General features: G+C 66.1%; 32 protein-coding genes, 1 other RNA gene and 1 pseudogene. 22 read left to right on the top strand and 12 right to left on the bottom strand.

Going from position 1 to position 26,831, the window contains the following annotated elements:
- Nucleotides 1–181 precede the first annotated feature (181 nt).
- Both DNX69_RS12900 and DNX69_RS12895 read left to right on the top strand, forming a co-directional pair.
- Nucleotides 182–1,237 carry a YeeE/YedE family protein gene (locus DNX69_RS12900; RefSeq protein WP_110786393.1) on the top strand — a complete coding sequence of 352 codons (1,056 nt, stop codon included), beginning with the start codon at nucleotides 182–184 and terminating at the stop codon, nucleotides 1,235–1,237.
- Between the two features lie 235 nt (nucleotides 1,238–1,472).
- Nucleotides 1,473–1,925 (top strand): DsrE family protein, encoded by a 453-nt coding sequence (locus DNX69_RS12895; protein ID WP_110786392.1) that lies wholly within the window; start codon nucleotides 1,473–1,475, stop codon nucleotides 1,923–1,925.
- Here the strand turns inward: DNX69_RS12895 and DNX69_RS12890 are convergent.
- The 3 genes from DNX69_RS12890 to DNX69_RS12880 form a co-directional block, all read right to left on the bottom strand.
- Nucleotides 1,840–3,042, bottom strand: a complete 1,203-nt coding sequence (locus DNX69_RS12890; RefSeq protein WP_110786391.1) for a YeeE/YedE family protein — start codon at nucleotides 3,040–3,042, stop codon at nucleotides 1,840–1,842. The genes DNX69_RS12895 and DNX69_RS12890 overlap by 86 nt on opposite strands.
- Nucleotides 3,043–3,125: 83 nt before the next feature.
- Nucleotides 3,126–3,500 (bottom strand): ArsR/SmtB family transcription factor, encoded by a 375-nt coding sequence (locus DNX69_RS12885; RefSeq protein ID WP_110786390.1) that lies wholly within the window; start codon nucleotides 3,498–3,500, stop codon nucleotides 3,126–3,128.
- A 60-nt stretch (nucleotides 3,501–3,560) separates the two neighbouring features.
- Nucleotides 3,561–3,965: a thioredoxin family protein gene (locus DNX69_RS12880; protein ID WP_110786389.1), complete on the bottom strand. Its 405-nt coding sequence runs from the start codon at nucleotides 3,963–3,965 to the stop codon at nucleotides 3,561–3,563.
- 39 nt (nucleotides 3,966–4,004) lie between these two features.
- On the opposite strand from DNX69_RS12880, the gene DNX69_RS12875 reads away from it, so the two are divergent.
- Together DNX69_RS12875 and DNX69_RS12870 are read left to right on the top strand one after the other, a co-directional pair.
- Nucleotides 4,005–4,748 (top strand): cytochrome c biogenesis CcdA family protein, encoded by a 744-nt coding sequence (locus DNX69_RS12875; RefSeq protein WP_110786388.1) that lies wholly within the window; start codon nucleotides 4,005–4,007, stop codon nucleotides 4,746–4,748.
- A gap of 28 nt (nucleotides 4,749–4,776) precedes the next feature.
- Entirely contained in the window at nucleotides 4,777–5,361 is a 585-nt protein-coding gene (locus DNX69_RS12870) for a SoxW family protein (RefSeq protein ID WP_110786387.1), read from the top strand.
- Nucleotides 5,362–5,663: 302 nt separating this feature from the next.
- Here the strand turns inward: DNX69_RS12870 and DNX69_RS12865 are convergent, their stop codons facing one another.
- The 3 genes from DNX69_RS12865 to soxA are packed head-to-tail and all read right to left on the bottom strand — an operon-like array spanning nucleotide 5,664 to nucleotide 7,733.
- The gene (locus tag DNX69_RS12865) at nucleotides 5,664–6,167 is read right to left on the bottom strand and encodes a GlcG/HbpS family heme-binding protein (RefSeq protein WP_234826964.1); all 504 of its coding nucleotides are present in this window, start codon (nucleotides 6,165–6,167) and stop codon (nucleotides 5,664–5,666) included.
- A gap of 22 nt (nucleotides 6,168–6,189) precedes the next feature.
- Complete coding sequence (gene soxX / locus DNX69_RS12860; protein WP_110786385.1) at nucleotides 6,190–6,897, bottom strand: sulfur oxidation c-type cytochrome SoxX; 708 nt, start codon at nucleotides 6,895–6,897, stop codon at nucleotides 6,190–6,192.
- 14 nt (nucleotides 6,898–6,911) lie between these two features.
- The gene (gene soxA / locus DNX69_RS12855) at nucleotides 6,912–7,733 is read right to left on the bottom strand and encodes a sulfur oxidation c-type cytochrome SoxA (protein WP_110786384.1); all 822 of its coding nucleotides are present in this window, start codon (nucleotides 7,731–7,733) and stop codon (nucleotides 6,912–6,914) included.
- A 186-nt stretch (nucleotides 7,734–7,919) separates the two neighbouring features.
- Between soxA and soxY the strand changes: the two genes are divergently transcribed.
- The 11 genes from soxY (at nucleotide 7,920) to DNX69_RS12800 (ending at nucleotide 18,046) form a co-directional block, all read left to right on the top strand.
- The gene (soxY, locus tag DNX69_RS12850; RefSeq protein WP_110786383.1) at nucleotides 7,920–8,384 is read left to right on the top strand and encodes a thiosulfate oxidation carrier protein SoxY; all 465 of its coding nucleotides are present in this window, start codon (nucleotides 7,920–7,922) and stop codon (nucleotides 8,382–8,384) included.
- 36 nt (nucleotides 8,385–8,420) lie between these two features.
- Entirely contained in the window at nucleotides 8,421–8,750 is a 330-nt protein-coding gene (gene soxZ, locus DNX69_RS12845; protein ID WP_110786382.1) for a thiosulfate oxidation carrier complex protein SoxZ, read from the top strand.
- Nucleotides 8,751–8,893: 143 nt separating this feature from the next.
- Nucleotides 8,894–10,591, top strand: a complete 1,698-nt coding sequence (gene soxB / locus DNX69_RS12840; RefSeq protein ID WP_110786381.1) for a thiosulfohydrolase SoxB — start codon at nucleotides 8,894–8,896, stop codon at nucleotides 10,589–10,591.
- A 69-nt stretch (nucleotides 10,592–10,660) separates the two neighbouring features.
- Entirely contained in the window at nucleotides 10,661–11,956 is a 1,296-nt protein-coding gene (gene soxC / locus DNX69_RS12835; RefSeq protein ID WP_110786380.1) for a sulfite dehydrogenase, read from the top strand.
- Complete coding sequence (locus DNX69_RS12830; RefSeq protein ID WP_110786379.1) at nucleotides 11,940–12,698, top strand: c-type cytochrome; 759 nt, start codon at nucleotides 11,940–11,942, stop codon at nucleotides 12,696–12,698. Before soxC ends, DNX69_RS12830 begins: the two co-directional genes overlap by 17 nt.
- A gap of 226 nt (nucleotides 12,699–12,924) precedes the next feature.
- Complete coding sequence (locus DNX69_RS12825) at nucleotides 12,925–14,049, top strand: YeeE/YedE family protein (protein WP_110786378.1); 1,125 nt, start codon at nucleotides 12,925–12,927, stop codon at nucleotides 14,047–14,049.
- 44 nt (nucleotides 14,050–14,093) lie between these two features.
- Entirely contained in the window at nucleotides 14,094–14,510 is a 417-nt protein-coding gene (locus DNX69_RS12820) for a c-type cytochrome (protein WP_110787603.1), read from the top strand.
- Between the two features lie 27 nt (nucleotides 14,511–14,537).
- Nucleotides 14,538–15,803 carry an NAD(P)/FAD-dependent oxidoreductase gene (locus tag DNX69_RS12815; protein WP_110786377.1) on the top strand — a complete coding sequence of 422 codons (1,266 nt, stop codon included), beginning with the start codon at nucleotides 14,538–14,540 and terminating at the stop codon, nucleotides 15,801–15,803.
- Nucleotides 15,804–15,864: 61 nt separating this feature from the next.
- On the top strand, nucleotides 15,865–17,133 hold the full coding sequence (locus DNX69_RS12810) for an NAD(P)/FAD-dependent oxidoreductase (protein WP_110786376.1): 1,269 nt from the start codon (nucleotides 15,865–15,867) through the stop codon (nucleotides 17,131–17,133).
- Nucleotides 17,134–17,157: 24 nt separating this feature from the next.
- Nucleotides 17,158–17,634: a methyltransferase family protein gene (locus tag DNX69_RS12805; protein WP_110786375.1), complete on the top strand. Its 477-nt coding sequence runs from the start codon at nucleotides 17,158–17,160 to the stop codon at nucleotides 17,632–17,634.
- A gap of 22 nt (nucleotides 17,635–17,656) precedes the next feature.
- Nucleotides 17,657–18,046: a rhodanese-like domain-containing protein gene (locus DNX69_RS12800; RefSeq protein WP_110786374.1), complete on the top strand. Its 390-nt coding sequence runs from the start codon at nucleotides 17,657–17,659 to the stop codon at nucleotides 18,044–18,046.
- Nucleotides 18,047–18,195: 149 nt separating this feature from the next.
- On the opposite strand, the gene DNX69_RS12795 is transcribed toward DNX69_RS12800, so the two are convergent.
- Nucleotides 18,196–18,771 carry a recombinase RecQ gene (locus DNX69_RS12795; RefSeq protein ID WP_110786373.1) on the bottom strand — a complete coding sequence of 192 codons (576 nt, stop codon included), beginning with the start codon at nucleotides 18,769–18,771 and terminating at the stop codon, nucleotides 18,196–18,198.
- 80 nt (nucleotides 18,772–18,851) lie between these two features.
- Here DNX69_RS12795 and DNX69_RS12790 point away from each other — a divergent pair, with 80 nt between their 5' ends.
- From DNX69_RS12790 to DNX69_RS12780, 4 genes are all read left to right on the top strand, one after another.
- Nucleotides 18,852–19,034, top strand: a complete 183-nt coding sequence (locus DNX69_RS12790; protein ID WP_110786372.1) for a cadmium ABC transporter ATPase — start codon at nucleotides 18,852–18,854, stop codon at nucleotides 19,032–19,034.
- Nucleotides 19,035–19,108: 74 nt separating this feature from the next.
- Nucleotides 19,109–19,372, top strand: coding sequence for a type II toxin-antitoxin system RelE/ParE family toxin (locus DNX69_RS12785; protein WP_349626969.1), 264 nt, complete (start codon nucleotides 19,109–19,111; stop codon nucleotides 19,370–19,372).
- Complete coding sequence (locus tag DNX69_RS26855) at nucleotides 19,323–19,493, top strand: type II toxin-antitoxin system RelE/ParE family toxin (RefSeq protein ID WP_349626968.1); 171 nt, start codon at nucleotides 19,323–19,325, stop codon at nucleotides 19,491–19,493. The genes DNX69_RS12785 and DNX69_RS26855 overlap by 50 nt, the downstream gene beginning before the upstream one ends.
- Entirely contained in the window at nucleotides 19,474–19,806 is a 333-nt protein-coding gene (locus DNX69_RS12780; protein ID WP_110786371.1) for a helix-turn-helix domain-containing protein, read from the top strand. The genes DNX69_RS26855 and DNX69_RS12780 overlap by 20 nt, the downstream gene beginning before the upstream one ends.
- A gap of 16 nt (nucleotides 19,807–19,822) precedes the next feature.
- On the opposite strand, the gene DNX69_RS12775 is transcribed toward DNX69_RS12780, so the two are convergent.
- Nucleotides 19,823–20,296, bottom strand: coding sequence for a hypothetical protein (locus tag DNX69_RS12775; RefSeq protein ID WP_165825254.1), 474 nt, complete (start codon nucleotides 20,294–20,296; stop codon nucleotides 19,823–19,825).
- Between the two features lie 165 nt (nucleotides 20,297–20,461).
- Here DNX69_RS12775 and ssrS point away from each other — a divergent pair.
- From ssrS to DNX69_RS12760, 3 genes are all read left to right on the top strand, one after another.
- A non-coding RNA gene (gene ssrS, locus DNX69_RS12770) (6S RNA) lies at nucleotides 20,462–20,622 on the top strand.
- A gap of 82 nt (nucleotides 20,623–20,704) precedes the next feature.
- Nucleotides 20,705–21,304, top strand: coding sequence for a 5-formyltetrahydrofolate cyclo-ligase (locus tag DNX69_RS12765; RefSeq protein ID WP_110787602.1), 600 nt, complete (start codon nucleotides 20,705–20,707; stop codon nucleotides 21,302–21,304).
- Between the two features lies 1 nt (nucleotide 21,305).
- Nucleotides 21,306–22,133, top strand: coding sequence for a TIGR00282 family metallophosphoesterase (locus DNX69_RS12760; RefSeq protein WP_110786369.1), 828 nt, complete (start codon nucleotides 21,306–21,308; stop codon nucleotides 22,131–22,133).
- A 231-nt stretch (nucleotides 22,134–22,364) separates the two neighbouring features.
- Here DNX69_RS12760 and ppk2 read toward each other — a convergent pair whose 3' ends face one another.
- From ppk2 to DNX69_RS26665, 4 genes and pseudogenes are all read right to left on the bottom strand, one after another.
- Complete coding sequence (gene ppk2 / locus DNX69_RS12755; RefSeq protein WP_110787601.1) at nucleotides 22,365–23,258, bottom strand: polyphosphate kinase 2; 894 nt, start codon at nucleotides 23,256–23,258, stop codon at nucleotides 22,365–22,367.
- A gap of 412 nt (nucleotides 23,259–23,670) precedes the next feature.
- Nucleotides 23,671–25,131 carry a pyridoxal phosphate-dependent decarboxylase family protein gene (locus DNX69_RS12750; RefSeq protein ID WP_110786368.1) on the bottom strand — a complete coding sequence of 487 codons (1,461 nt, stop codon included), beginning with the start codon at nucleotides 25,129–25,131 and terminating at the stop codon, nucleotides 23,671–23,673.
- The gene (locus tag DNX69_RS12745) at nucleotides 25,128–26,363 is read right to left on the bottom strand and encodes an ATP-grasp domain-containing protein (RefSeq protein ID WP_110786367.1); all 1,236 of its coding nucleotides are present in this window, start codon (nucleotides 26,361–26,363) and stop codon (nucleotides 25,128–25,130) included. Before DNX69_RS12745 ends, DNX69_RS12750 begins: the two co-directional genes overlap by 4 nt.
- Nucleotides 26,353–26,831 (bottom strand): annotated as a pseudogene (locus DNX69_RS26665) (hypothetical protein); the annotation flags it as partial. The gene DNX69_RS12745 and the pseudogene DNX69_RS26665, both read right to left, overlap by 11 nt.

Raw genomic sequence — 26,831 nt, 5'->3', positions numbered from 1 at the left:
CTTCGGCCGGAGAATAATTTCATCCCTCGGATCGCGCCGGAAGGAGAAAACTCTGCTCCATCCCCAGCTGCTGCAACTTCCTGCTTAATTTTCCTCACGTATTTACCGCTTTTGCCGCGATGCGTACATCCAGCCGCGGAACAGGCGCGACCTCGTGGCGCGCCGGCTGGAGGATCGAGCGATGCAGATGCCGGAACTGGTGATTATCCTGGGCTTTGCGATCGGCGCTGCGTTCGGCGTCGCCGGCCTGCTCAGCGGCTTCTGCCTGATGAGCGGGCTGCGCGATTACTGGACCAAGGACGATGGCCGCAAGCTGCGCAGCTACGCGGTGGCGCTGGCTGTCGCCGTCGCCGGCACCCAGCTGATCGCCGGTCTCGGCTATGTGGACATCGGCAAGTCGCTGTATCTGCAGCCGTCGTTCTCGGCGCCGCTGATCTTCCTCGGCGGCCTGATGTTCGGCCTCGGCATGGTGCTGGCGAACGGCTGCGCCTCGCGCGCGCTGGTGCTGCTCGGCAAGGGCAATCTGCGCTCGCTGCTGGTGGTCGGCATCATCGCGGTCGCGGCGCAGATCACGCTGAAGGGGCTGTTCGCGCCGGCGCGGCTCGCCTTCCTGCAATGGACCCAGGTGTCGCCGTCGCACGTCTCGGTGCCGTCGCTGCTCGGCGCCGCCGGCCTCGGCGAAGCGGTCGCCCAGATCGCCGCGGTGCTGATCGCGTCCGGCGCGCTGCTGGCGTTCGCGTTCTCCGACCGCAGCTTCCGCCGCGCCGGCGGCCAGATCGCGGCCGGCGTGGTGATCGGTCTGCTGGTCGTCGCCGGCTGGCTCACCACCGGTTACTTCGGCGCCGACGATTTCAACCCGATCCCGGCAACCTCGCTGAGCTTCGTCGCGCCGCTCGCCGATACGCTGCAATACGCGATGTTTTCGACCGGCCTGACGCTGAGCTTCGGCGTCGCGCTCGCGGTCGGCGTGTTCGTCGGCAGCGCCACCACCGCGCTGCTCACCGGCCGCTTCGCGCTGGAGGGCTTCACCTCGGCGCCGCACATGCTGCGCTCGACGCTCGGCGCCGTGCTGATGGGCTCCGGCGGCGCGATGGCCTATGGCTGCTCGGTCGGGCAGGGCCTCACCGGCCTGTCGACGCTGGCGCTGCCGTCGTTCATCGCGGTCGCTGGCATCGTCGGCGGCGCCGCGCTCGGCATCCGCCGCTTCGCCCCGGTCGCGGCGCTCGCCACGCGGTGAGTCCCTCACACCAGAGTCATTCCGGGGCGCGAGCGCAGCTCGCGAACCCGGAATCTCTTTTCAAGCCATCTCGGGATTCCGGGTTCACGCGTTTCACGCGTGCCCCGGAATGACGAACCTGAGTTTCCTTTTCGACCTGACGGCAACGTGATCACTTGATGCTACTCATCCTTTGGTGACAGCGGCGGCTGGCGCGGTTAGTTTGCGCGACAACCAATATTCGGGGAGGATCACGATGAAGTCGTTGTTCAAAGTCGCAGCTGCGGCGGTGTTGCTCACGGTCGCTGCGGCGCCTGCCTTGGCCGCCGACGCCAAGCCGCACCGCGTTGCCATCCAGGTCGATCAGAACGATCCAGTGGTGATGAATCTGGCGCTCAACAACGCCGCCAACATCATCGACTACTACAAGGCCAAGAACGAGGACGTTCAGGTCGAAGTCGTCACCTTCGGCCCCGGCCTGCACATGCTGCGCACCGATTCATCGCCGGTGAAGGATCGCATCAAGCAGATCAGCGACGCCGCATTTCCCTCCAGCATCAAATTCGCCGCCTGCGACAACACCAAAAATGGCATGGAGAAGCACGAGGGCCACGCCGTCAGCCTCATTCCGCAAGCGAGCGAGGTGCCGTCGGGCGCGGTCCGTCTGATCGAGCTGCAGGGCGAAGGCTGGGCGTATTTGCGGCCGTAGACGCTGTATCCTGGCGGCGGCGCAGCAGTTCCCGCCAGGACTCGAACCGGCGGCGGATCAGCTCGCGCGGCGATCCGTCGACCAGCACCGCGATGCCGATCCGCGCGCCCAGCATCATGCCGAGGATCGCGATCGGCCACGACAGCGCCATCACCGACCCCGCGGTGATGCCCTGGCCGATGGTGCAGCCGCCGGTGAGGATGCCGCCAAATCCCATCAGCGCCGCGCCGGCGACGTGACGGCGCATCTCATGATCGTCGTCGAACGCCTCCCAGCGCAGCTCGTCGGCGCGCCACGCCGCCAGAAAAGAGCCGAGCACCACGCCGAACACGGTGCCGACGCCGAAATCGGCGAAGTTGCCGACGTTGAGCAGCCCCGCATACACCGCTTTGCCGATGGTCGAGACGAAGGTCAGGCTCTGTGGATGCACCGGCCCGGCGAAGGGGTCGGCGAGCCGGGTGGTGGCGAGCCAGCCGATGATCGTCAGCACGCCGAGCGCGACTCCGGCTGCGAGCAGGCGCGGTGTCCGCCGTAGCCGCTTGTCGCCGAGCGCGATCAGGCACAGCACCCCGCCGCCGAGCGCGGCGATCACGGCGCGCAGATCCATTCCGGTGAGATGCTGGGCCAGCGTGGCGAGGTCGGTGTTGATGCCGTCCGGCATCGTCAGCGCAAACCGCTCCAGCACGGTGATGCGGAAGCCGGACAGCATCCCGCGCAGCGTCGCGTAGGCGGCGCCGCCGAGCACCAGGATCACCACGAAGCTGCGCAGATCGCCGGTGCCGAGCCGCACCAGCGAACCGAAGCCGCAGGTGCCGACGAACGCCATTCCGACGCCGAACAGCACGCTGCCGATCGCGATCGAGGCCAGCGGCAGCGCCGGCGCGGTGTAGTTGGATTGGCCGGGATCGAGCTGTCCGGCGATCACCAGCGCTTGCGTTCCGAGCAGCGCGATGCCGAGCGCGAGGCCGAAGATCCGCAGCCGGCGGGTATCACCGCCCATCAGTGCGTCCTCGACGGCGCCGAACGAGCACAGCCGCGCCAGCCGCACGAAGAAACCGGCGACGACACCGACGCACAGGCCGGCCAGCGCGAGCATCCAGGCGGATGCGTCCTGCATGGAGTTTCCTCGTTGGCGCGCAGGCGTGCGACAGCCGCCGCTTGCGTCAGCTTATTGTCTTATCAGCGCGCCGCGAGGGCGGCTTACTTCTGGCCGTCCCGCGCGGACGAGCAGAAGATATCATAGATCACCGAGATCACGCGACGGACGTCGTCGTTGGCGAGGCTGTAGTAAATAGTCTTACCGTCCCGCCTCGTGTCGACCATGCCGTCGTAACGCAGCCGTGCGAGCTGCTGCGACACCGCCGACTGCCGGAGCGACAGGATGTTCTCCAGTTCGCTCACCGAGCGCTCGCGTTCGGCGAGCAGGCACAGCAGCAGCAGACGATTCTCGTGCGACACCGCTTTCAGGAAGTTGCTGGCCTTGCGCGCCCGGCGCATCAGCATGTCGAGCTCGGGCGAGTATTCCGCGCCATCGCGGAGTTCGGTCTCGATATCGGGTTCGAGGATCGAGGTCATGGCGATCAGCTATCGTTTCGGTTGGCGTTGCAAGATGCGATGCGCAGCATAGTCAGCATATCAGGTGTGGCCGCGCTGCGGTGGCGGCGTCACCTTGGCGGCCAGCGCACCGAGCAGCCCCCAGAATGCATCGTCGTTGATGTAGCCGGTGATGCGCCCGATCTCGCGACCCTGGTCCATCACCACGAAGGTCGGCGTGAACCGCACCGGGCTTGCGAGGCCGAGGCCGGGGTCCTTGGCGTGGTCGATGTTGACGCGGCGCAGCGGCAGCAGCTTGGCTTCGTCGGTCTTGGGATAGATCGGGCCGACGTCGCGGTCCCACCGCGCGCACCAGACGCAGCCGTCGCGCTCGAACATCACCAGCTCGGCCGCGTGCGCCGCCGCAGCCGTTAGCTGCGCCGCACACAACAGAATCACGCCGATGAGAGTCGATTTCAGCATCTTCCGGTCCATGATGTGATACATATAGACGAATTCGCATGTATCTTCTAGGGGCGGAAACGCGTGGTTTCGAATATCTCGCTGGTCGGCGCCTTCGGGGCCGGGGTGCTGTCGTTCCTGTCGCCCTGCGTGCTGCCGCTGGTGCCGCCATATCTGTGCTTTCTGGCCGGCGTCAGCCTGGACCAGTTGACCCGCCACGACGATCGGCCCGCCAAAGCGATCGATTGGCGGGTGGTGGCCTCGTCGGCGGCCTTCGTGCTCGGCTTTTCGACTGTTTTCGTCGCGCTCGGGGCGTCGGCCTCGGCGATCGGCAAGGCGGTGACCGAGCATTTCGACACCCTCGGCATCGTCGCCGGCGTCATCATCATCGTGCTCGGGCTGCATTTTCTAGGGCTGTTCCGGATCGGCCTGCTGTATCGCGAGGCCCGGTTTCACAACGTCCGCCGCGGCGTCGGCTTTGTCGGCGCCTACGTCGTCGGGCTGGCCTTCGCCTTCGGCTGGACGCCCTGCGTCGGGCCGGTACTGGCAACGATCCTGCTGGTCGCCGGCGTCGAAGGCTCGGCGGCGCACGGCGCGGTGCTGCTCGGCGCCTATTCGCTCGGGATCGGGCTGCCGTTCCTGCTGGCGTCGCTGTTCTCCGGGGCGTTCATTCGGCTGATGGCGCGGTTGCGGACCCAGATGGCAACGGTCGAGAAAGTCATGGGCGGCGCGCTGGTGCTGACCGGCGTATTGTTTCTCACCGGCGCGATGCCGCGGATTTCAGGATGGCTGCTGCAGACCTTTCCCGCCTTCGGCGAGATCGGCTGACGGCGCCCGGCCACAGGGAGGACTGGTGATGACGAAGGCTTCGTTCTCGCGCCGCGGCGCCATCGCCGCGCTGGGCATCGGCGCATTGTCGCTGCGCAGCCTGCCGGCTGCCGCCGCGGAGCCGGTGCTCGGCGACGACGGGTTGTATCAGCTCGACTGGTATCTGCAGAGCTTCCTCGATCTGAAGGAGGATCTCGACGGCGCCACCGCGAAAGGCAAGCGCTTCGCGATTCTGTGGGGGCTGAAGGGCTGTCCATTCTGCCGCAAGCTGCACGAGGTGCACATGCGCGATCCGGCGATCGAGAGCTACATCCGCGACAATTTCGAAGTGCTGCACCTCAACCATATCGGCGCCCGCGAGGTCACCGATTTCGACGGTAGCAAACTCAGCGAGAAGGCGTTCGCCCAGGCCTACGGCATCCGCTTCACGCCGTCGCTTCAGTTCTTTCCCGAGAGCGCCGACGGCCTCGCCGGCAAGAAGCCGCAGGACCGCGAAGTCGCCCGCATGCCCGGCCTGCTCGAGCCGCCGGAATTCCTGGCGATGTTCAAATACGTTCGGGAAAAAGGCTATCAGTCGATGCCGTTCACCGACTGGCTGAAGCGGCCGGTGTAGGAAGCATCTTACTATCAACGTCATTCCGGGGCGCGCGAAGCGCGAGCCCGGAATCCATAACCACCGCCTGTGAGTATGGATTCCGGGCCTGCGCCGCTGACGCGACGCATCCCGGAATGACGAACGAAAGTCTGTCGGTGAAGGCGGCGCGACGAGTCTGTCCCCCGTCATTCCGGGGCGCTCGCGCTCAGCGAGCGAACCCGGAATCTGCAGCGGGCACGGCTTGGCAGCCGCCGCGCACGCTAACCTCGAGATTCCGGGTTCGCGCCTGACGGCGCGCCCCGGAATGACTCGGTGTGGCGTCAGAAATCCAGCCTGTCCTTGATCGCCTCGATGCCGGCTTTGGCGCAGGCTTCGTCGGCGTCGCCGCCGGGGGCGCCGGAGACGCCGATGCCGGCGACCAGCGAGCCGGCGGCTTCGATGATCAGTCCGCCGCCGAGCACGACGACGCCGGGCAGATCGCGCAGGCCGGATTGCGGCATGCCCGGCTTGGTCATGTTGGCGAGTTCGCCGGTCGCGGTCTTGAACGACACCGCGGTCCACGCCTTGCCGGTCGCGGTGGTCGGCGTGTGCGCGCCGGCGAAGCGGTCGCGCAGCATCGCTTGCGGCAGGCCGCTGCGGTCGACCACTGCGACCGCGACCTGGAAGCCTTGCTTGCGACATTCGCCGAGTGCCGCCTTGGCGGCGTCGAGCGCGAGCTCCGGGCTGAGCGATTTGGTGGTCACCAGCGCGTCGTCGGCGCGGGCGAGGGTGGCGAGCGATACGCCGGCGATCAGTACGATCGCCGGGAGCATGTATCTGGTCATCGGATCGAGCCCTTACTGTCCGCTATTCCTTGTTCACCGGCGATTCCGGATCGAACAGGAACGCCATCACGTCTTTGATCTGCTGTTCGCTCAGGAAGCCGTTGGTGCCGAACCGCGGCATGTTCGAGCACGGCACCACCGCCTGCGAATTGTAGATCTTGGTGTAGGCCTGCTTGATCTCGGCTTCGGTGTAGTTGCGGTCCTTGCCGTAGTGGGTGAGGCTCGGACCCAGCGTGCCGAACGACACTTCCGACTTCGCCATCTGGTGGCAAGCGTAGCAATTGCCGCCATGCACCGTCTCCGGCTTGTCGGAGAACTGGCCGCCGCGGCCGTTGTTGGCGATCTTGGCGCCGGCCTTCCAGTCGCCGAGCAACTTGCCGTCGGCCGGATACACCACCTTCTTGATCTCGCGCTGCATGATGGCGTCGGCGACGTCGTGCGGCACTTCGTTGCGATATTTGTTGCAGGCCTGCATCGTCTCGTCGGGGACGATCCGCTTCTGCCAGTCTTCCGGCGCCTTGCCGAACGTCGCCTTGATGTAGGAGTCGACGGTTTCGGTGGAGACCTTATGAGCCGGCGCGGACTTGGCGGCGTCGGCGGTCTGCGTCGCAGGCTTGCTCATCGCGCCGGATTTCTGCGGGACCGCCTTGTCGGCCGCATGCGCCGCGATCGAACCGCCGGCCAGCGCGCCGAGCGCGAGCGCCAGCACCGAGACTTTCATCCTCGTCATGCTTCGTCCTCCCCTCAGCGCTTGATCGACGGCACGGCGAGTTCGCCGCCTGCCGCGATTTTATTGAGATACAACGTCAAGGCGGTGATGCCTTCGGAGCCGTATTCCGGCGCCGGCCAACGCTGCTGGCGATAGCAGTCCCAGATCCGGTGCTGGAAGGTCCGCAGCGCGCTCTGCGACACGCGGTAGGTCGGCCAGCTCGCCATCGTCGCCTGGGCATCCTTGCCGGGGCCGGCGAGGTAGGGCAGCGCCTGCAGGCGGATGCGCTTGCCTTCGGCGCCGTGGCAGGTCGAGCACGAGAAGTCCATCACGCCGCCGCGGCGATGAAACAGCTCCTCGCCGACAGCCGCCATCTCCTGCTCCTTGGGATGGCTGAGCTGCGGCTCGATCTTCATGCCGCTGGATTTGTTGGCGATGTACGCCACCAGGTCTTCCATGTCGGAGGTCTTGCCGGGGCCGGAGAAGCGGCGCGCGACGATGTCCTTGGTGTCGAGGCCCTGGATGTTCTGCATGCACCAGAGCAGGCGCTGCTCGAGATCCATCACCTGGTCGGCGTCCTTGAAGTAGCGCGGCAGTTGCGCGAACGCGCCTTCCAGCTTGCCGGCGCCGAGGCCGAGATCGCAGCTTTCCAGCGAGACGTTCTTGGTGCCCCGCTTCTCCGCCCAGAGCTGCTCGCCGCGATCGACGGCGAGGAATCCGGGGTTCGACATCGGATCGGAAATCATCTCGCGATAGCGCTCGATTTCCTTCTCGCTGGCGTCCTGCGCCTTGGCGACGATCGGCATCGTGCCGAGCACGATGGCGACCACCGCCGATAGAGCGGTGATGGGTCTCATAGTTCCTCCCTCCTCCGGCGACCGTCTTGTGGAGTGCGGCCGACGATGCCTCGGCGCGTGGCCTTGGATCTTTACATTCAAGAAAAACAATATAATGATGTTTGCGGATCATGACCGATCGCGCTTGCAATCGTCAAGCGTTAGTATGGCAAGGGACGCGAAAGACTCCCTGAAGGAGGATGCCCAATGGTGTTGATGAAGACCAAAACGAGCCGCCGCGAGGCTCTGGCGCTGGCGGGCATCGCCGGCCTCGCTGCGCTGCTGGCGCCGCGGATGTCCTTCGCCGACGCGGCGATGGTCGATGCCGAGATCAAGAAGCTCTACGGCGACAAGAAGTTCGACAGCGGCAAGGTCAAGCTCGACGTGCCCGAGATCGCCGAGAACGGTCTGGTGGTGCCGATCACCGTCGATGTAGAAAGCCCGATGACCGAGGCGGACTACGTCAAGGCGGTGCATGTGTTCGCCGACGGCAACCCGATGCCGGGCATCGTCAGCTACAAGTTCACGCCGGCCTGCGGCAAGGCGTCGGCCTCGACCCGGATGCGTCTGGCGCAAACCCAGAACATCATCTGCATCGCGGAGATGTCGGACGGCAAGCTGTACTCGACCAAGTCGAGCGTGAAGGTCACCATCGGCGGCTGCGGCGGCTAATCCGGCAACGGCAACAATCGAAGGCGAGGAAATCCAATGTCCGTCAAACCGACCCCGCGCGTCCGCGTTCCGACCCAGGCCAAGCCGGGCGAGCTGATCGAAATCAAGACGCTGATCTCCCACGAAATGGAATCCGGTCAGCGCAAGGATGCGTCCGGCAAGATCGTGCCGCGCAAGATCATCAACACCTTCACGGCCCAGTTCAACGGCAAGACCGTGTTTGAGGCCGAATGGAATCCGGCGATCTCCGCCAACCCGTACCAGTCGTTCTTCTACAAGGCCTCGGAGAGCGGCGAGTTCGCCTTCCTGTGGAAGGACGACGACGGTTCGGTTTACGAATCCAAGCACAAGCTGAACGTCGCCTGATCGCGACGTAGGTCACGACCTATCCGTCAGTCGCAGTGCACCGGGAGCCGTAACGGCTCCCGGAATGCGGATCTGCGAGCCGAGCCAAGGGCCGCAAATCATTGCGGCGGCGCCGAATGCGGCGCGTAGCAAGGGATGAAACGATGATCTCGAGGCGGGAATTCCTGCAGGCGACGGCCGCCGCATCGGCGCTGACGATCGCGGGCGGCCTGGGGCCGATCGGGCAGGTGGCGGCGCAGCAGCGGCTGACGCAGGCCGACATCCTGAAATTCGATCCGCTCGGCACGGTGACGCTGCTGCACATCACCGATACCCACGCTCAGCTCGTGCCGCTGCATTTCCGCGAGCCGTCGGTCAATCTCGGTGTCGGCGAGGTCAAGGGCAAGCCGCCGCATCTCACCGACGCGGAATTCCGCAACTACTTCCATATCGCCACCGGCTCGCCGGATGCGTTCGCGCTGACCGCCGACGATTTCACCGCGCTCGCCCGCAACTACGGCAAGATGGGCGGCTTCGACCGGATCGCCACCCTGGTCAACGCGATCCGCGCCGAGCGCGGCGCCGACAAGGTGCTGCTGCTCGACGGCGGCGACGCGCTGCAGGGCAGCTGGAGCTCGCTGAAGAGCAACGGCCAGGACATGATCGACGCGCTCGCCGGGCTCAAGGTCGACGCGATGACCGGGCACTGGGAGTTCACCTACGGCGCCGAGCGCGTCAAGGAAATCGCCAAGAACGCGCCGTTCGCATTCCTGGCGCAGAACGTCCGCGACATCGAATGGCAGGAGCCGGTGTTCGAGGCGCGCAAGATGTTCGAGCGCGGCGGCGTCAAGATCGCGGTGATCGGCCAGGCGCTGCCGCGCACCGCCGTCGCCAATCCGCGCTGGATGTTCCCGGACTGGGAGTTCGGCATTCGCGAAGAAGACATCCAGAAGCAGGTCGAGGAAGCGCGCGCCGAGGGCGCCGCGGTCGTGGTGCTGCTGTCGCACAACGGCTTCGACGTCGACCGCAAGCTGGCCGGCCGCGTCAAGGGCATCGACGTGATCCTCACCGGCCACACCCACGATGCCATGCCGGGCGTGATCAAGGTCGGCGACACCGTGCTGGTGGCGTCGGGCTCGCACGGCAAATTCGTCTCGCGTCTCGATATCAAGGTCGACGGCGGCAAGGTCGCGGACCTGCGCTTCAAGCTGATGCCGGTGTTCGCGGACGCGATCGCGCCGGACCCGGAGATGGCAAAGCTGGTCGAGAAGCTGCGCGCGCCCTACGCCAAGGATCTCGCCCGAGTCGTCGGCAAGACCGACTCGCTGCTGTATCGCCGCGGCAATTTCAACGGCACCTTCGACGATCTGATCTGCGACGCGATGCTGAAGCAGCGCGACACCGAGATCGCGCTGTCGCCGGGCTTCCGCTGGGGCGGCACGCTGCTGCCGGAAGACAATATCACCTGGGAGGCGATCACCAACGCCACCGCCATCACCTATCCGAACTGCTACCGCACCGAGATGACCGGCGAGCAGCTCAAGAACGTGCTCGAAGACATCGCCGACAACATCTTCCATCCCGATCCCTATTATCAGGGCGGCGGCGACATGGTGCGCACCGGCGGCATGGGCTACGCAATCGACGTCAGCAAGGAAATCGGCTCGCGCATCTCCGACATGACGCATCTGGCGACCGGCAAGCCGATCGAGGCGTCGAAGAAGTACACGGTGTCCGGCTGGGCCAGCGTCAATCAGGGCACCGAGGGACCGCCGATCTGGGAGGTGCTGCAGAAGCACGTCGCCGGCGCCGGTCCGGTGAAGATCGAGCCGAACAGCGCGGTGAAGGTCTCCGGTGCGTGATGCGCGCCGGAGCCGCGCATCGGCGCGCCCCATACATTCACGTATCGCAATGAGAAAGAGGCTAGCGGCATGAGTCAGAAGCCCACATCCGACGTCCTCAACCGCCGCCGGTTTCTCGGCGCGGCCGGGCTGAGTGCAGCCGGGCTCGCCGGCGCCGGGGCGATGCTGCCGTCGCTTGCGGCCAAGGCCGGCGAGGCGGCCAAGCCCGATCCGGCGATCACCGAGATCCAGGACTGGAATCGCTATCTCGGCGACGGCGTCGACAAGCGGCCCTACGGCATGCCGTCGAAATTCGAGAAGGACGTGATCCGCCGCGACGTGTCGTGGCTCACCGCGTCGCCGGAATCCTCGGTGAACTTCACGCCGCTGCACGCGCTCGACGGCATCATCACCCCGTCCGGCGTGTGCTTCGAGCGTCACCACGGCGGCGTCGCCGAGATCGATCCGGCGCAGCACCGGCTGATGATCCACGGCCTGGTCGAGAAGCCCTTGGTGTTCACCATGGACGACATCAAGCGGATGCCGCGGGTCAACAAGATCTACTTCCTGGAATGCGCGGCGAATTCCGGCATGGAGTGGCGCGGCGCGCAGCTCAACGGCTGTCAGTTCACCCACGGCATGATCCACAACGTCATGTACACCGGCGTCACGCTGAAGACGCTGCTGGAACAGGCCGGCGTCAAGCCCAGCGCCAAATGGCTGCTGCTCGAAGGCGCCGACTCTGCCGGGATGGATCGCTCGCTGCCGCTGGAGAAAGCGCTCGACGACGTGATGATCGCCTACGCGATGAACGGCGAAGCGCTGCGCCCGGAGAACGGCTACCCGCTGCGCGCGGTGATCCCCGGCTGGCAAGGCAATCTCTGGGTGAAATGGCTGCGCCGGATCGAGCTCGGCGACATGCCGTGGCAGACCCGCGAAGAGACTTCGAAGTACACCGACCTGATGCCGGACGGCCGCGCCCGCAAGCATACCTTCGTGATGGACGCCAAGAGCGTGATCACCTCGCCGTCGCCGCAGGCACCGCTGAAGTTCAAGGGCCGCAACGTGCTCACCGGCATCGCCTGGTCCGGACGTGGCACCGTCAAGCGCGTCGACGTGTCGATGGACGGCGGCCGCAATTGGTACGAAGCGCGGATCGACGGCCCGGTGCTGAACAAATCGATCGTGCGGTTCTACGTCGATTTCGACTGGAACGGCGAAGAGCTGATGCTGCAATCGCGCGCGATCGACGAGACCGGCTACGTGCAGCCGACCAAGGCCGAGCTGCGCAAGATCCGCGGTGTCAATTCGGTCTACCACAACAACGGCATCCAGACCTGGCTCGTGCATTCCGACGGAGTGACTGAAAATGTCGAAATCGCTTAAGGCGCTCGCCGGGCTCGCTGCGGCCCTGGTGCTGGCGTTGCCGCTGGCGCAGGCGATGGCCGAGCACAAACCCGGCCACAAACTCGCCAAGGCGAGCGCAAGCGCCGCCGTCAAGGACGGCCAAGCGGCGGTGCCGGCGTGGCCGCAGGCGCCGGCCAAGCTCGGTCTCGGCCGCGTTGCGCTGCCGGAAGAAATCGCCGCCTGGGACATCGATGTGCGTCCCGACGGGCAGGGGCTGCCGCCCGGCCACGGCACCGCCAAGGAAGGCGATGCGCTGTTCCAGGAGAAATGCTCGACCTGCCACGGCGAGTTCGGCGAAGGCGTCGGCCGCTATCCGGTGTTGTCCGGCGGCCAAGGCACACTGAAGGCCGACCGGCCCGACAAGACCATCGGCTCGTACTGGCCGGATGCGACGACGATCTACGACTACGTTCGCCACGCGATGCCGTTCGGCAATGCGCGCTCGCTGAGCAACGACGAGATCTATGCGCTGACGGCGTACCTGCTCAACATGAACGACGTTATCAAGGATCAGGATTTCGAGCTGAACCAGAGCAATCTCGCAAAAGTGAAAATGCCGAACGCGAGCGGCTTCTACGAAGACGATCGCGAGACGGCCGAGAAGGCGTTCTGGAACAACAATCCGTGCATGAAGGACTGCAGACCGGCACCGAAGGTGACGGGGCGGGCGATCTCGGTGGACGTCACGCCCGACGAAAAAGCCGGCCCGAAAGTGGACTGATCTGGTCTCGGCGCGCGCCGCGGCATTTGTGCTGCGCGCGCCAAGTAATTACACGAGCAAAATGATAATTGATTAGTTCGGTTGCGCCAGATCAATGTGGATCGGCGCGTGCGGAGGACAATCTGTCGTTTCGCTGCCGCTGTTGGAAGATCGACGACGAGCCGACGTTTATGCCGACGTGTATATTGCGGCTCGACGCGTACAGCCAAGACGAGGAACGCCTGTTTTGGATCTCGACCTTCTCATCGAGCGCTTCGGCGAAACCACCATGCTGACCGTCGGCGGTTTGCTGGTCGGGCTGGTGTTCGGCGTCACCGCCGAACGCAGCAAATTCTGCCTGCGCTCGGCAGTGATCGAGTTTTCCGAAAGCTCGTTCGGTCCCAAGCTCGCGGTGTGGCTGCTGACGTTCTCGGCCGCGGTCGCCGCGACGCAGATCGCGATCACCTCCGGCGTGCTTGATGTCTCCGAAGCGCGCCAACTCGCCGCGACCGGCAGCCTATCGGGCGCGATCATCGGCGGGCTGATGTTCGGTGCCGGTATGATCCTGTCGCGCGGCTGCGCCAGCCGGCTGCTGGTGCTGTCCGGCACCGGGAATTTGCGCGCGCTGGTCACCGGGCTGATCCTCACCATCGTGGCGCAGGCGTCGCTGCGTGGCGTGCTGTCGCCGGTGCGCGAGTTCTTCACCTCGCTGTGGACGCTGCCGGGCGGCGCGTCGCGCAATCTGCTCAGCGTCCTGCACGCCGGCCCGGTGATCGGCGCCTCGTTCGGCCTCGCGGTGCTGGTCTGGGCGCTGTGGCTCGGCTGGCGCAACCGGATCGGCATCGTCACCGGCATCGCGGCGATCGGCGTCGGCCTCGCGGTCACCGCCGGCTGGCTGGTGACCTACATTCTGGCGCAGCATTCGTTCGAGCCGACCCAGATCAAGAGCGTCAGCTTCACCGGGCCCTCGGCCGACACGCTGATGGGACTGATCAACTCGCCCTCGGTGCCGCTCGGCTTCGACATCGGGCTGGTTCCGGGCGTGTTCGCCGGCTCGCTGCTGGCGGCGCTGATCGGCCGCGATTGGAAGTTGCAAGGGTTCCACGGCGGGCTCAGCATGGGGCGCTACGCATCGGGTGCGTTCCTGATGGGGTTCGGCGGGATGCTGGCGGGCGGCTGCGCGGTCGGCGCGGGTGTCACCGGCGGCTCGATCTTCGCGGTGACCGCGTGGTTGGCGCTGGCGTCGATGTGGCTCGGCGCGCTGGCGACGCATACGCTGCTGGATGCGAAGGCCGAAGCTCAAATGGACGCTAAAGTGGAATTGACGCCGGCGATCGAGCCGGCGCTTTCGGCGAAACAGACCGGCAACTAAGCCGGCACGCCGCATACGACTGTCTGTGTCTCGGGAGGATGACGATGGCCGTGCCCGGCCGATATTTGCACCGTCCGAATTGCGCCCTGTCGCCGGCTGCGCAGATCCTTGCTGAGTGGCGCGCTTCGCGAACCGCGGCCGCGCTGCTGCTCGCTTGCACGCTCGCGACGCCGGCGCTCGCCGGCGACCGCGAGCTCGGCGAGTATCTGTCGAGCGAGTGTGTCACCTGCCATCAGATCAGCGGCAGGTTCGACGGCATCCCGTCGATCGTCGGCCGCGAAGAGAACGAGCTGATCGCCGCGCTCACCGACTATCGCGACAAGGTCCGCGACAATCCGGTGATGCGGGCGATCGCCGCCAAGTTCAATGACGAGGAGATCGCCGCGCTCGCGAGCTACTTCGGCAGCATCGAAAAACAACAAATCGAGCGCACCGCGGACCGGAGTGGAGACATCCGGTAGTCGATCAACACAATTGGAGGGGACGATATGAGGATCAATCGACGCCAGTTTTCGGCTGGCTTGTTCGCTGCGGCCGGTGCGGTCGCGATGCCTGGCGTGGTGCGCGCCCAGGCCAAACCGCGCGTGGTGGTGATCGGCGGCGGGCCGGGCGGCGCCACCGTGGCCAAATACGTCGCGCGGGATTCGCAAGGTGCGGTCGAGGTGACGATGATCGAGCCGCTGGAGACCTTCGTCACCTGCTTCCACTCGAATCTGTATCTCGGCGACATGCGCCCGTTCGAGTCGATCAGCCATGGCTACAAGCTCGGCGGCTACGGCGTGAAGCACGTCCGCCAGTTCGCGGCGGCGATCGATCGCGACAAGAAGCGGGTCACGCTCGCCGACGGCTCTGTGGTGCCTTACGACCGGCTGGTGATGGCGCCCGGCATCGATATCAAGTTCGACTCGGTGCCCGGCTATTCGGAAGAAGCCGCGGAGATCATGCCGCACGGCTGGAAGCCCGGCGCGCAGACCAAGCTGGTCAAGCAGCAACTCGACGCGCTGCAGGACGGCGCGACCATCGTGATGGTGGCGCCGCCGAATCCGTATCGCTGCCCGCCCGGCCCCTACGAGCGCATTTCGGTGATGGCCAAGGTGCTGAAGGCCAAGGGCCACACCAAGTCCAAGATCATCGTGCTCGATCCCAAGGAGAAGTTCTCCAAGATGGCGTTGTTCCAGGAGGGCTGGCAGAAGCACTATCCGGGCATGGTCGAATGGATGGACCCGAAGATGCACGGCGGCATCAAGGGCGTCGATCCGAAGGCGATGACCGTCACCACCGATTTCGAAACCATCAAGGCCGACATGGTCAATGTCATTCCGGCGCAGATGGCGGGGAAGATCGCGCGCGAAGCCGGCCTCGTCAACGAGAGCGGTTATTGCCCGATCGACGCCGTCAACATGAAGTCGGCGATCGATCCCAACATCTACGTGCTCGGCGACGCCTCGATCGCCGGTGCGATGCCGAAATCGGCATTCGCCGCCAACAGTCAGGCCAAGGTGGTGGCCAACGCGGTGCGCGGCGAGCTGACGGGATCGCGCACCTTCCCGGCGCGTTATGCCAACACCTGCTGGTCGGTGCTGGCGCAGGACGATACGGTGAAGGTCGGCGGTCGCTACGAGCCGAAGGACGGCAAGATCGCCGAGATCGAAGGGTTCGTGTCGAAGACCGGCGAGGATTCCGGGCTTCGGCTGCAGACCTCGGAAGAAAACATGGGATGGTATGCCGGCATCACCGCCGACATCTTCACCTGACGTCACTGCGGGCCGGCGCTACTGCTGCGTCGGCCCGCGCCTGAACCAGCGGAGCGACTGAGTGTCCAAGCCGAATCTGATCAGCCGCCGCGGCGTGATCCGCACCGCCGCGGCGGCGACGGCGCTATTCGCCTGTCCGGCGATCGCCAAGGCCAAGCCGCGGGTGGTGGTGATCGGCGGCGGCGCCGGCGGTGCCACCGCGGCGAAATATCTGCGCCACGGCAGTGATGCGATCGAGGTGACCTTGGTCGAGGCCAATCGCCACTACGTCACGCCGTTCACCTCCAACCTCTATCTCGGCGGGCTGAAGCCGTTCGAGAGCCTGACCTTCGGCTATGAGGGCGTCGCCGCTCACGGCGTTGGGCTGGTGTTCGATCAGGTCTCGGCGATCGATCGCGACCACAAAGAAGTGCGCACCGCAGGCGGCGCGCGTCTCGGCTACGACCGGCTGGTGCTGTCGCCGGGCATCGATTTTCGCTGGGACGCGGTCCCCGGCTATTCCGAAGCCGCCGCCGAGCGGATGCCGCACGGCTATCGCGGCGGCGCGCAGTTCGAACTGTTGAAACGCCAACTCGATGCGCTCGGCGACGGCGCGCTGATCGTCATCATCGCGCCGCCCAATCCGTATCGCTGCCCGCCGGCGCCCTACGAGCGCGCCTCGATGATGGCTTACGCGCTGAAGAGCCGCGGCGTGAAGAACGCCCGCATCGTGATCCTCGACGCCAAGGATCACTTCGCGATGCAGACGCTGTTCATCGACGGCTGGGGGCGGCACTACCCCGGCATGATCGAGTGGCAGGACCCGACCATCCACGGCGGCATCAAGGCGGTCGATCCCAAGGCGATGACCGTCACCACCGATTTCGAGACCCACAAGGCGACGATGGTCAACGTCATCCCGCCGCAGATCGCCGGAAAGCTCGCCCGCGACGCCGGTCTTGCCGATTCGAGCGGGTTCTGCCCGGTCGACGCCGGCACCATGGCGTCGCGGATCGATCCGTCGATTCATGTGATCGGCGATTCCGCCGGCGGCGAGTTTCCGAAGTCCGGCTTTTCCGCCAACAACGAGGGCAAGATCGCCGCGATGATCATCCGCGCCGATCTGATCGACGACCGCCGGATGCCGGTGCGTTTCACCAACCATTGCTGGAGCGACATCGCCCCCGACGACGCCATCAAGAACGGCGCGCGTTACGCCCCCCAGGACGGCAAGATCGTGATGTCCGATCCCTATACCTCGCAGCTCGACGAAAGCCCGCAGCTTCGCGCCAAACAGGCGCGCGAGGCGGCCGGCTGGTATATCGGCATGACCACCGATATATTCGGTTGATCGAATGTCCGCCGACGAGTTGCAATGACCGGTTCCGAGGGCGCCCGCCCGAACAGACTGCCGTGGCCGCCGATGCTGCTGGTGATCGCGGCCGTGATCGCGATCGGTCTCGGTATGGTGCTGCCGTTGCCCTTGCCGCGCGCCGAAATCGTGGTTTGGACCGGGTATGTGGTCGCCGTGCTCGGCTTCGCGATCGACAGCTGGGCAATCCTGACCATGCGGGCTGCCCGCACCAACATTCTACCGCACCGCGCTGCCGACCGGCTGGTGACTTGGGGCCCGTTCCGCTTCAGCCGCAACCCGATCTACCTCGCCAACACGCTGCTGCTGATCGGCATCGGGCTCGCCGCCGGCAACGGCTGGTTCGTGCCGCTGGCGCTGCTGTCGGCGGTGCTGGTCGACCGGTTGGCGATCCGCCGCGAGGAGCGGCATCTGGCGATTCGTTTCGGCAATGCCTGGATCGACTATGCGGCAGTGACGCCGCGCTGGCTGATCCGCTGAGCCATCACCAAGGGAGAGTTGAATGACGACGTTGAAGCAGATGATGGAAGCGGCCAACGCCGCGGTGCCGCGGGTGAGCGTCGACGACGCGCGCCAAATGATCGAGCAGGGCGCGCTCGTGGTCGACGTCCGCGACGCGCCGGAAGTCGGCAACACCGGCAAGGTCGCCGGCGCCGTCAACATCTCGCGCGGCATGCTGGAATTCCGTGCCGACCCGGATTCGCCTTTCCACGACAAGCATCTCGCCAAGGATCGTCCGGTGATCGTGTACTGCGCCTCCGGCGGCCGCTCGGCGCTGGCCGGCAAGGTGCTGAAGGATCTCGGCTACGAAAAGGTGTTCAACCTCGGCGCCTTTAAGGATTGGGCTGAAGCCGGCGGCGCCGTCGAACAGCCGATCGAACGCGGCATGTGAGCGAACCGCGCCCGTGCTCAGAAGGCTGGGCAGGTCGGCGACAACTCCGTCATTGCGAGGAGCGAAGCGACGAAACCATCCAGCTCAGTGCGGCACGCTGGATGGCTTCGCTTCGCTCGCAATGACGCTGAGCTTGCGGCGCCGGCCTCTCACCGCTTCTTCGTTTTTGCGGTCTTCGCTTTTGATTTCGTCGCCGCGGACTTCGTCGTTTTTGGCGTCGCGCTCTTAGCCTTCGCCGTCTTTTTCGTCGGCGTCTTTGGCTTCGCAGCTTTGGACTTTGCAGCCGTAGCCTTGGAAGACTTGGCTTTTGAAGTCTTGGCTTTTGAGGTCTTGGCCTTTGAAGCCTTGGCCTTTGAAGCGGTGGTCTTGCTGGCCGCCGACTTCGCCGCCGTCTTTGCAGCCTTCTTCGCACCCGACGCCGGGCCTGCCTTTGCGGCGGTCCTGCCCTTGCCCGGTGCCGGTTTGGCTTGAGGCTTGGTGAACTCGGCGAGGCCGGCCCGCGCCGCGGCCTTCGTCACCGTCCTCTTGACCGGGCCCGCCACCAGCCGGCGCACCGCGCGCTTGGCCGCGACCTTGGTGATTTCGACCGCGCCGTCCACCACCATGTCGATCAGATTGTCGACCAGCGGAACTCGCTGGTTGGAGGATTTGCGCGGCGCCGCCGCGGTCTTGTCCTGGTTCGGCGCCTGATCGCGCCCGCTGTCGTCGCTTACGCTGTCGTCCACGTTGCTGTCTCCCGCGCTCGGCCCGACTAGGAACGTTTCAGTCGGCCTGCCTTTGACCTGGATTGCAAAGGTGTCGGCAGATGACGGGCGAAGAGCTGAATTGGTTCCAGATCGCGGTCCGCGTTTTGTTCCTCACGGCGCTGTTCGCCTATGCGGCGATCGTCGGCACCCGGCTGCTCGGCCGGATCGCCAGTCTCTTCCGCCGCGGTCCGCGCGTGGTCCGCCTGCGCAAGTATCGCGAATTGGTCCGGCCGCGGGATTGACCTCTCCGAGTTGCAAGGTGCAGTCCCCGTTGTTAATTATCGCTCCATGAACTATAGTTCGTGGGGCGATAGACGTGCGCGTCTTCAAGACCAAGGCTTTCGCCCGCTTTGCTCGCCGGGAACGGATTTCCGATCCGCGCCTGCTGGATGCGGTGCAGCGCGCCGAGCGGGGGCTGATCGACGCCGATCTCGGATCCGGCGTGATCAAGCAGAGGATCGCGCGTGCGGGTGAGGGGCCGGTCGGGCGGCCATCGCGTTTTGATCGCGTGGCGGCGCACGGCGCGGGCCGTGTTCCTGTTCGGTTTTGCCAAGAGCGCGCGGGGCAATATCGACGATGACGAACTGGCAACGGCCCAGGAGATCGCACAGATCTGGCTCGATGCCGATCCGTCGGCGCTCGACAAGGCGCTTGCAGACGGCATTATTGTGGAGATCGGCGATGGCGATGAAGAAAATTAGTCCGCTCACCAAGGCGCTGCTCGCAACCGCCGGGGACATGCGCAGGTCGGGGCTGATGGACAAAGCCAGCCACGACAAGATCACCGTCCGACACCTCGGAGAGGCCGACCTGCCGGCGTTGCGGCCGATCAGCGGCGCGCAGATCAAGGCGATGCGCGAACGGGCGCGGCTCAGTCAGGCGGTGTTCGCGCGCTACCTGAATCTGACTGTCGGTTACGTGTCGCAGCTCGAGCGCGGTGCCAAGCAGCCGACCGGCGCCGCGCTGGCGTTGCTCAATCTGATCGAGCGCAAGGGAATCGATGCGATCCGCTGAGTGGTCGCCGGCGGCGTTACTTGGTCAAAAATTTCCACGCCACAACGATCGCGCACAGCGCGATGAAGATCAGCAGCGCCGGCACCGGGAGGCGGGCGCCGCCGGTCGGGACGGGACGCGCGCCGCGATCGGCGACGCGAATCACCTTCGGCTTCTGCGGCTTCTGCGGCTTTTTGAACCGCACCACGTTGTCGACCACGGCGTCGCCGCGATCGGCCAGCGGCGGGGCGCGCGGTTCGGGCTCCGGGGCTTCGCCGGTGCCGCCCATGTCGCTGTAATAGGCCTGATAGGTCTCGCGCACCGCGACCGCCTTGGATTCGATCTCGCTCATCCGGTCGAGCCGCTCACGGTAGCCGTTCAGCACCTTCTGGGCGTTCTCGGGCAGGGTTTCGAAGCTGCCGAGCTTGGCCATCATCAGCCAGGTCGCGAAATCGGCTTCGGCCCGGGTGCGGGCTCTGCGGGCGATGATGGTGCTGGACTTCGAGGCCATGGCGATCCGGGTTGAGCGTCCTCGCTGTGAGTCGCCGAGCTTCGTGGCGATCATGGGACAACACTTGATAGCCGAAACGGTTGTCCACGTCAGGTGGTTCGTCGGGTCCGCGAATTCCCCCAGAGCGGGCTGGCGGACCGGCGGTATGATCGCTACATTGGCTGGGCGAAGCTGCGGGACGCGTCAGGAGCCATATATCCCCGGGGCCTTATCGATCCTTTCGGGAACTGTCCCTGGCCGGGTCCGTGGACCCGATCATATGGTGCCCACCTACTTTCGTAGGGAACTCCGGGATCGAGTGCTTCAACGGTCACCGCGGCCTCGCACTTCACTTTCTCCTCACGGCGCTTCTCAGCCTGACGGTCGCCCGAGTTTCATTGGTCCGTGCCGGCCGCCTATAACCCGCCGATGCCCGATTTTTCCGATTCTGCCGCTTCCGGCGATGCCAAGACCCCGCTGCGGACCGCTGCTCTGGCTCGACGGGCCAGCTTGAGCGATTCCGATCGCAACGCCGCCGCGATGGCGATCGCCGCGCGCGGGCTGCCGGTGCCGCTGCACGAGGGCACGGTGGTCGCCGGCTATGCGCCGATCCGGGGCGAGCTCGATCCGTTTCCGCTGATGCGTGCGTTCGCCGCCCGAGGCGCCCGGCTGGCGTTGCCGGTGGTGACGCGGCAGGGCGCTCCGCTGCTGTTCCGCCTCTGGCAGGAGAACGATCCGCTGCCGCGGAGCACGCTCGGCATCCGTGAGCCGTCGCCTGACGCGCCGGAGGTGAGGCCCGACATCGTGCTGGTGCCGCTCGCCGCGTTCGACGCCAGCGGCCATCGCATCGGCTACGGCGCCGGGCACTACGACTGCACGCTGGAGAATTTGCGCGCGCAACGGCCGGTGATTGCGATCGGCCTTGCGTTTGCGATGCAGCAAATCCCCGCCGTTCCGGCCGCCGCTCACGACGTGGCGCTGGATTATGTGCTAACGGAGCAGGGCCTGCTCACTTTCCGGAGACGATAGTTTGCGCATTCTGTTCATCGGCGACGTGGTCGGAAAATCCGGCCGCACCGCAATCGCCGAGCATCTGCCGGGCCTGATCCGCGACTGGGATCTCGATTGCACCATCGTCAATGGCGAGAATGCCGCCGGCGGTTTTGGTATCACCGAGGCGATCTACAACGATTTCATCGACGCCGGCGCCGACGCGGTGACGCTCGGCAACCACGCCTGGAATCAGAAGGAGGCGCTGGTGTTCATCGAGCGCGCGCCGCGTCTGGTCCGCCCAATCAACTTTCCGCGCCACACCCCCGGTCGCGGCGCCGCGCTGGTCGAGACCCGCAAGGGCGCCCGGGTGCTGGTGATCAACGCGATGGGCCGGGTGTTCATGGAGCCGCTGAACGATCCGTTCGCGGCGATCGGACGCGAACTGGAAGCCTGTCCGCTGCGCGACGCGGCGGACGCCATCGTGGTCGATTTCCACGGCGAGGCGTCGAGCGAGAAGCAGGGCATGGGCCATTTCTGCGACGGCCGTGTCAGTCTGGTGGTCGGCACCCATACGCATGTTCCGACCGCCGATCATCAGATCCTGCCGAACGGCACCGGCTACATGACCGACGCCGGCATGACCGGCGACTACGATTCGGTGATCGGCATGCACAAGGACGAGCCGGTGCACCGCTTCCTCACCGGCATTCCGCAGGGCCGGTTCGAGCCGGCCAACGGCGATCCGACGCTCAGCGGCGTTGCGGTCGAAACGGATGACAGCACCGGCCTCGCCATCAAGATCGCCCCGGTCCGGATCGGCGGAAGGCTAGAGCCCGCCAAGCCGGCATTCTGGGCGGCGAACTAACAACCTCCCCATCGTCATTCCGGGGCGCTCACGCAGTGAGGGAACCCGGAATCTCAACTCTGCCTCTCCCTCGTCATTCCGGGTTGCGCGCCACGCGCGCAAGTCCGGAATCCATACTCGCCGGACTCGCCGGAGAGCAACGCGCGTCAGGCGCCGCGCCTCACCGCCCGCGCGGTGATGACGGAGTCCGGGCTCGCCGCTGTGCGGCGCACCGGAATGACGACAGACAGCTCAATACCGCTCCGGCACGTACATCTCCGCCGGAATTGGCGTGCGGTGATAGTCGGGGTGATGGATCCGCGGCGGCAGTACCACCGGGCTGTAGGGCACTTCCTCGTAGGGAATTTGATCGAGCAGGTGCGCGATGCAGTTGAGCCGCGCCTTCTTTTTGTCGACAGCCTGGACGACGTGCCACGGCGCTTCGTCGATGCTGGTACGCTCCAGCATCTCTTCCTTGGCCTTGGTGTAGGCCTCCCAGCGCGCCCGCGACTGCACGTCCATCGGGCTCAGCTTCCACTGCTTGAGGGGATCGTTGATGCGCATCATGAAGCGCAACTGCTGTTCGTCGTCCGTGATCGAGAACCAGTATTTGATCAGCACGATGCCGGACCGCGCCAGCATCTGCTCGAACTCCGGCACCGAGCGAAAGAACTCTTCGACCTCGGCCTCGGTGCAGAACCCCATCACCCGCTCGACGCCGGCGCGGTTGTACCAGCTCCGGTCGAACAGCACGATCTCGCCCGCGGCCGGCAGATGCGACACGTAGCGCTGGAAGTACCATTGGCTGCGCTCGCGCACGCTCGGCGCCGGCAGCGCCGCGACCCGGCAGATCCGCGGATTGAGCCGCTGGGTGATGCGCTTGATGACGCCGCCTTTGCCGGCGGAGTCGCGACCCTCGAAGATCACCACCACCTTGAGGCCCTGATGCTGCACCCAGCTTTGCAGCTTGACCAGCTCGCCTTGCAGGCGGAACAGTTCCTTGAAATACAGGCGGCGGTCCAGCGTCTCGGCCGGCGAGTGGCCGGCGAATTCGTTGGTCATCGCATCGATGCGATCGTCGTCGATTTCAAGTTCCAGTTCCTCGTCGAAACTGTCGAGCATTTCGGCGGCGATGCGCTGCTTCATCGTCAGGCCGCCACCGGCGGTGCGAGCAGTGCGCTTTTTGGCTTTGCGGACGACCTTCTTGACGGGCTTGGGCGCGGGCTTGCGGGGCATCGGTGTCTCCGGAATGGGTCGATCGGAAAATGCCGCCGCGTGTTTGTCACGCGTATGACGGGGAGGTGCGATGATTTGGCGCGCGAAGATGAAGACGAGCTGATCAACAGTCCGCGTGCCTCTCCATCGTCATTCCGGATTGCGCGCGACGCGCGCAAGTCCGGAATCTATAATCCCTGGACTCGCCGTAAGGCACCGCGCGGCAGGCGCAGTGGCTCACCGTCCACGCAGTGAGTATGGATTCCGGGCTCGCCGCTGCGCGGCGCCCCGGAATGACGAACGAGAGGGTGTGCTCCGTGCCGCTGCACCCGCGGAAAGCTGACTACCCGGCCCGCTTCTTGCCGAATTGCAGCACCGCATCCACCATCCGGTCTACATCCGCAAACGTCGTGCGGTGGTTGACGATGGCGGCGCGGATCGCCAAGGCGCCGTCGATTGTGGTCGAGGACGGCGCGGCGATGCCCGACTCGTGCAGGTCGGCGACGATCTCGGCGTTGAGTCCGTCGACCACATCCGGCGCGGCGCGATAGCGGAAGCAGACAATGTTCAGCGTCACCGGCGCCAGCAGCTCGAGTTGTGGCTCGCGCGCGACGCGCGCTTGCAGATGCCGCGCCACCTTGCAGGTGTGGGCGATCATCGCGCCCATGCGGTCGGCGCCGAAGGTCTTCAGCGTGAACCAGGTCTTCAGGGCGCGGAAGCCGCGCGACAGATCGGGGCCGTAGTCGCACGGCCACGGCGAGCCGCCGGCGAGGCCGCGGGTCTCGCGGCGTAAGTAAGCGGCCGGCGCCGCGAACGTGTCGCGGTGCTGCTCGCCGTCGCGCACGATCAGGAATCCGGCGTCGTAATTGACCTGGCCCCATTTGTGAAAGTCGAGCGCGATCGAATCCGCTTCCGACAGACCCTTCAGCTTCGGCGCGATCTCGTCGGACAGCATGCCGAGCGAGCCGTAAGCGCCGTCGACGTGAAACCACAGCCCTTCGTCGCGGCACAGCGCGGCGAGCGCCGCGAGATCGTCGATCGCGCCGACATCGACGGTGCCGGCCGAGCCGGTCACCAGGAACGGCTGGCACCCGGCGGCGCGATCCTCCGCGATCCGTCGCTTCAGTGCCGCCAGATCGATGCGGTGATCGTGATCGAACGGAATCCGCCGCAGTGTGCCGCGGCCGAGGCCGGCGAGATCGGCGGCCTGCACCACGCAGCCGTGGGCGGCTGCGGAGGCGTAAGCGGTGAGCCGTTCGCCCGGCAGCCCGCCCTCGCGCACTTGGGGGCCAACGGCTGCGGTGCGCGCCACCAGCAGCGCCATGAAGTTGGCCATCGACGAGCCGGTGACGAACACGCCGCTGGCGGTTTGCGGAAAGCCGAACAGTTCGCGCAGCCAGCGCACGATCTGGCGTTCGACCTCGATGCCGATGTGATCGCGGCCGCCGCAATTGGCGTTGAGCCCGGCCGCCAGCATCTCGGCCAGCATGCCGACCGCGGTGCCCCCGCCGTGCACCCAGCCCATGAAGCCGGGATGGACGTTGCCGGTGGCGTAGGGCGCGATCTCTTCGGTGAAGCGGCGATAGACGTCCGGCAGCGGCGTGCCCTGGCGCGGCAGCGGCTCGGCGAAGCCGGCGCGCACCTTCGGCGGGATCGGCTGCCACACCGGGCGGTCGCGCACCCCGGCGAGGTAGTCGAGCATGTCGTCGAGCATGCGATGCGCATCGGCGCGCAACGCGTCCCAATCGTCGGGATCGAGGCTGGTTGCGCCGGCATTCGCGCCGGCGCGCCCCGCGTCGCTCACGCCACGCTCGTCAGACGCGATCCGACGCGGCGTTCCAGCATCGACGCGAAGGCGTCGAAGATCCTGTGCATCTGCGGCGGCTTGTAGGGATAGAGCGCGGGGCTGTCCATGTCGTGCACCACCGAGGTGTTGTCGATCTCGAACACCAAGAGATCGCCGCTCGGCATCTGGGCGCAGTCGATGGTGAAGTAATCGAGCCCGATCCGCTCGATCATGCCTTCGAGCGCGGTCTTGTGGCGCAGTGCGAAGCCGAAATCGAAGGTGTGGAAGAACGCCGCTTCCTCCAGCCGCTTGACCTCGTCCTCGGCCATGCCCGCGTTGAGGTACCAGATGTCCCAGCGGTCGGCGATCGCCATGTGGCAAGCATAGGGCTTGCCGTCGACGACGACCACGCGATATTTGCGGAACTGGCCGTCCTCGCTGGCGTAGTCGACGTAGCGAGCGATGAAGTAATCGCTCTCCTGGCGGTCGCGCAGATAATCGAGCAGCGCGACGCTGTCGGCGATCCGGGCGAGGCCGAAGCCGGCGTGCGAGCCGCGCGGCCGGACGATGATCGGGAAGTCGAGGCCGCCGGTGACCTCGGGCAGCGCCGCCGAGCCATTGGCGGCGGCCATCAGCGCGTCGCGCCCGACCGGAACCGTGGCCGGGATCGCCAGCCCCTCGACGTCGCCGATCAGCCGGTACAGTTTGTCGCGGTCGAGATGCCGGATCAGTTGCGGCGGATTCAGCAGCAGCGCCGGCCATTCGGCGGCGCGGGCCTCGATCGCAGCGAGCGCGGCGCGGCATTCGTCGGAGTCGGAGGCGATCACGATCGCGATGTCGTGCGCCGGCAGCGGATCGGGCAGCGGCACGCCGTCGACTACGTACAGCGTCAGCAGCTCGATTCCGGACTCTTGCAGCAGAAATTCGATTGGGGTGTTGCCGCCCATGTCGATATCGGCGGCGAGCGCCAGCACCCGCAGCCGTGGCTGCTCGCTGGCGCAGGGCGAGCGGAACAGCTGCTGCTGCTTCAGCGTCTCGGTCTGGATCGATAGGCCGGCCTGCTTGTGGCCGAACAGTTGCGTGATCAGCGCGAGGTCGAGCTGTTCGCCAGCGGTCGCGGTGCCGGCGTCGACCTTGGCCATCAGCGCCTGCCACAGCGGATAAAGGTTCTCGCCGTCGAAGGCGCGCTTGGTCAGGCGGGCGAAGCCGATCCGGTCGGCGGCGAGCTGCTGGGAGGTCTCAGTGGACATGGCGCTCCTTGGCGGCATTGGTGTCGGGAAACAGGGACGGCTGCCGCAGCAGCGTTTCGAGCGTCGCCAGCGCGGTCGCGGCGTTGGCGAGGATGCGGTCCGACGCGCCGGGGTCGGCATGGGCGCTGACGATGTGGCCGGCGCCGATGCACAGCCGCAGCGCCGCGATCTGATCGTCGCTGTTGCCGCCCCAGCCGACCGGTTGGCCGAGCAGGCAGGGCGCGCGGCCCTCGGTGCCATGGGCGAGCGTCTGGTGCAGGGCACGGCACTGGGCCAGCGACAGCGCTTCGTCGCCGCGGTGGAGCGTGAAGGCGAAGATCGTCGGCAGCGCGAATTCGTCGGCATTGGCGGCGCGGGATTGCGGCGGCAGCAGCCGCGCCGAGGGCGAGGCGGCGATCAGTTCGGCGAAGCCGGCGCCGAGCTGGCTGGCGATGTCGCGGCGGCTGGTCGCCGGCACCGCCGCATAAG

The sequence above is a fragment of the Rhodopseudomonas palustris genome (assembly GCF_003226555.1).
In the GTDB taxonomy this organism is placed as follows: domain Bacteria; phylum Pseudomonadota; class Alphaproteobacteria; order Rhizobiales; family Xanthobacteraceae; genus Rhodopseudomonas; species Rhodopseudomonas palustris_I.
Note: the sequence above shows the minus strand (reverse complement) of the source record. Positions and strands in the feature narration are given on the sequence as shown.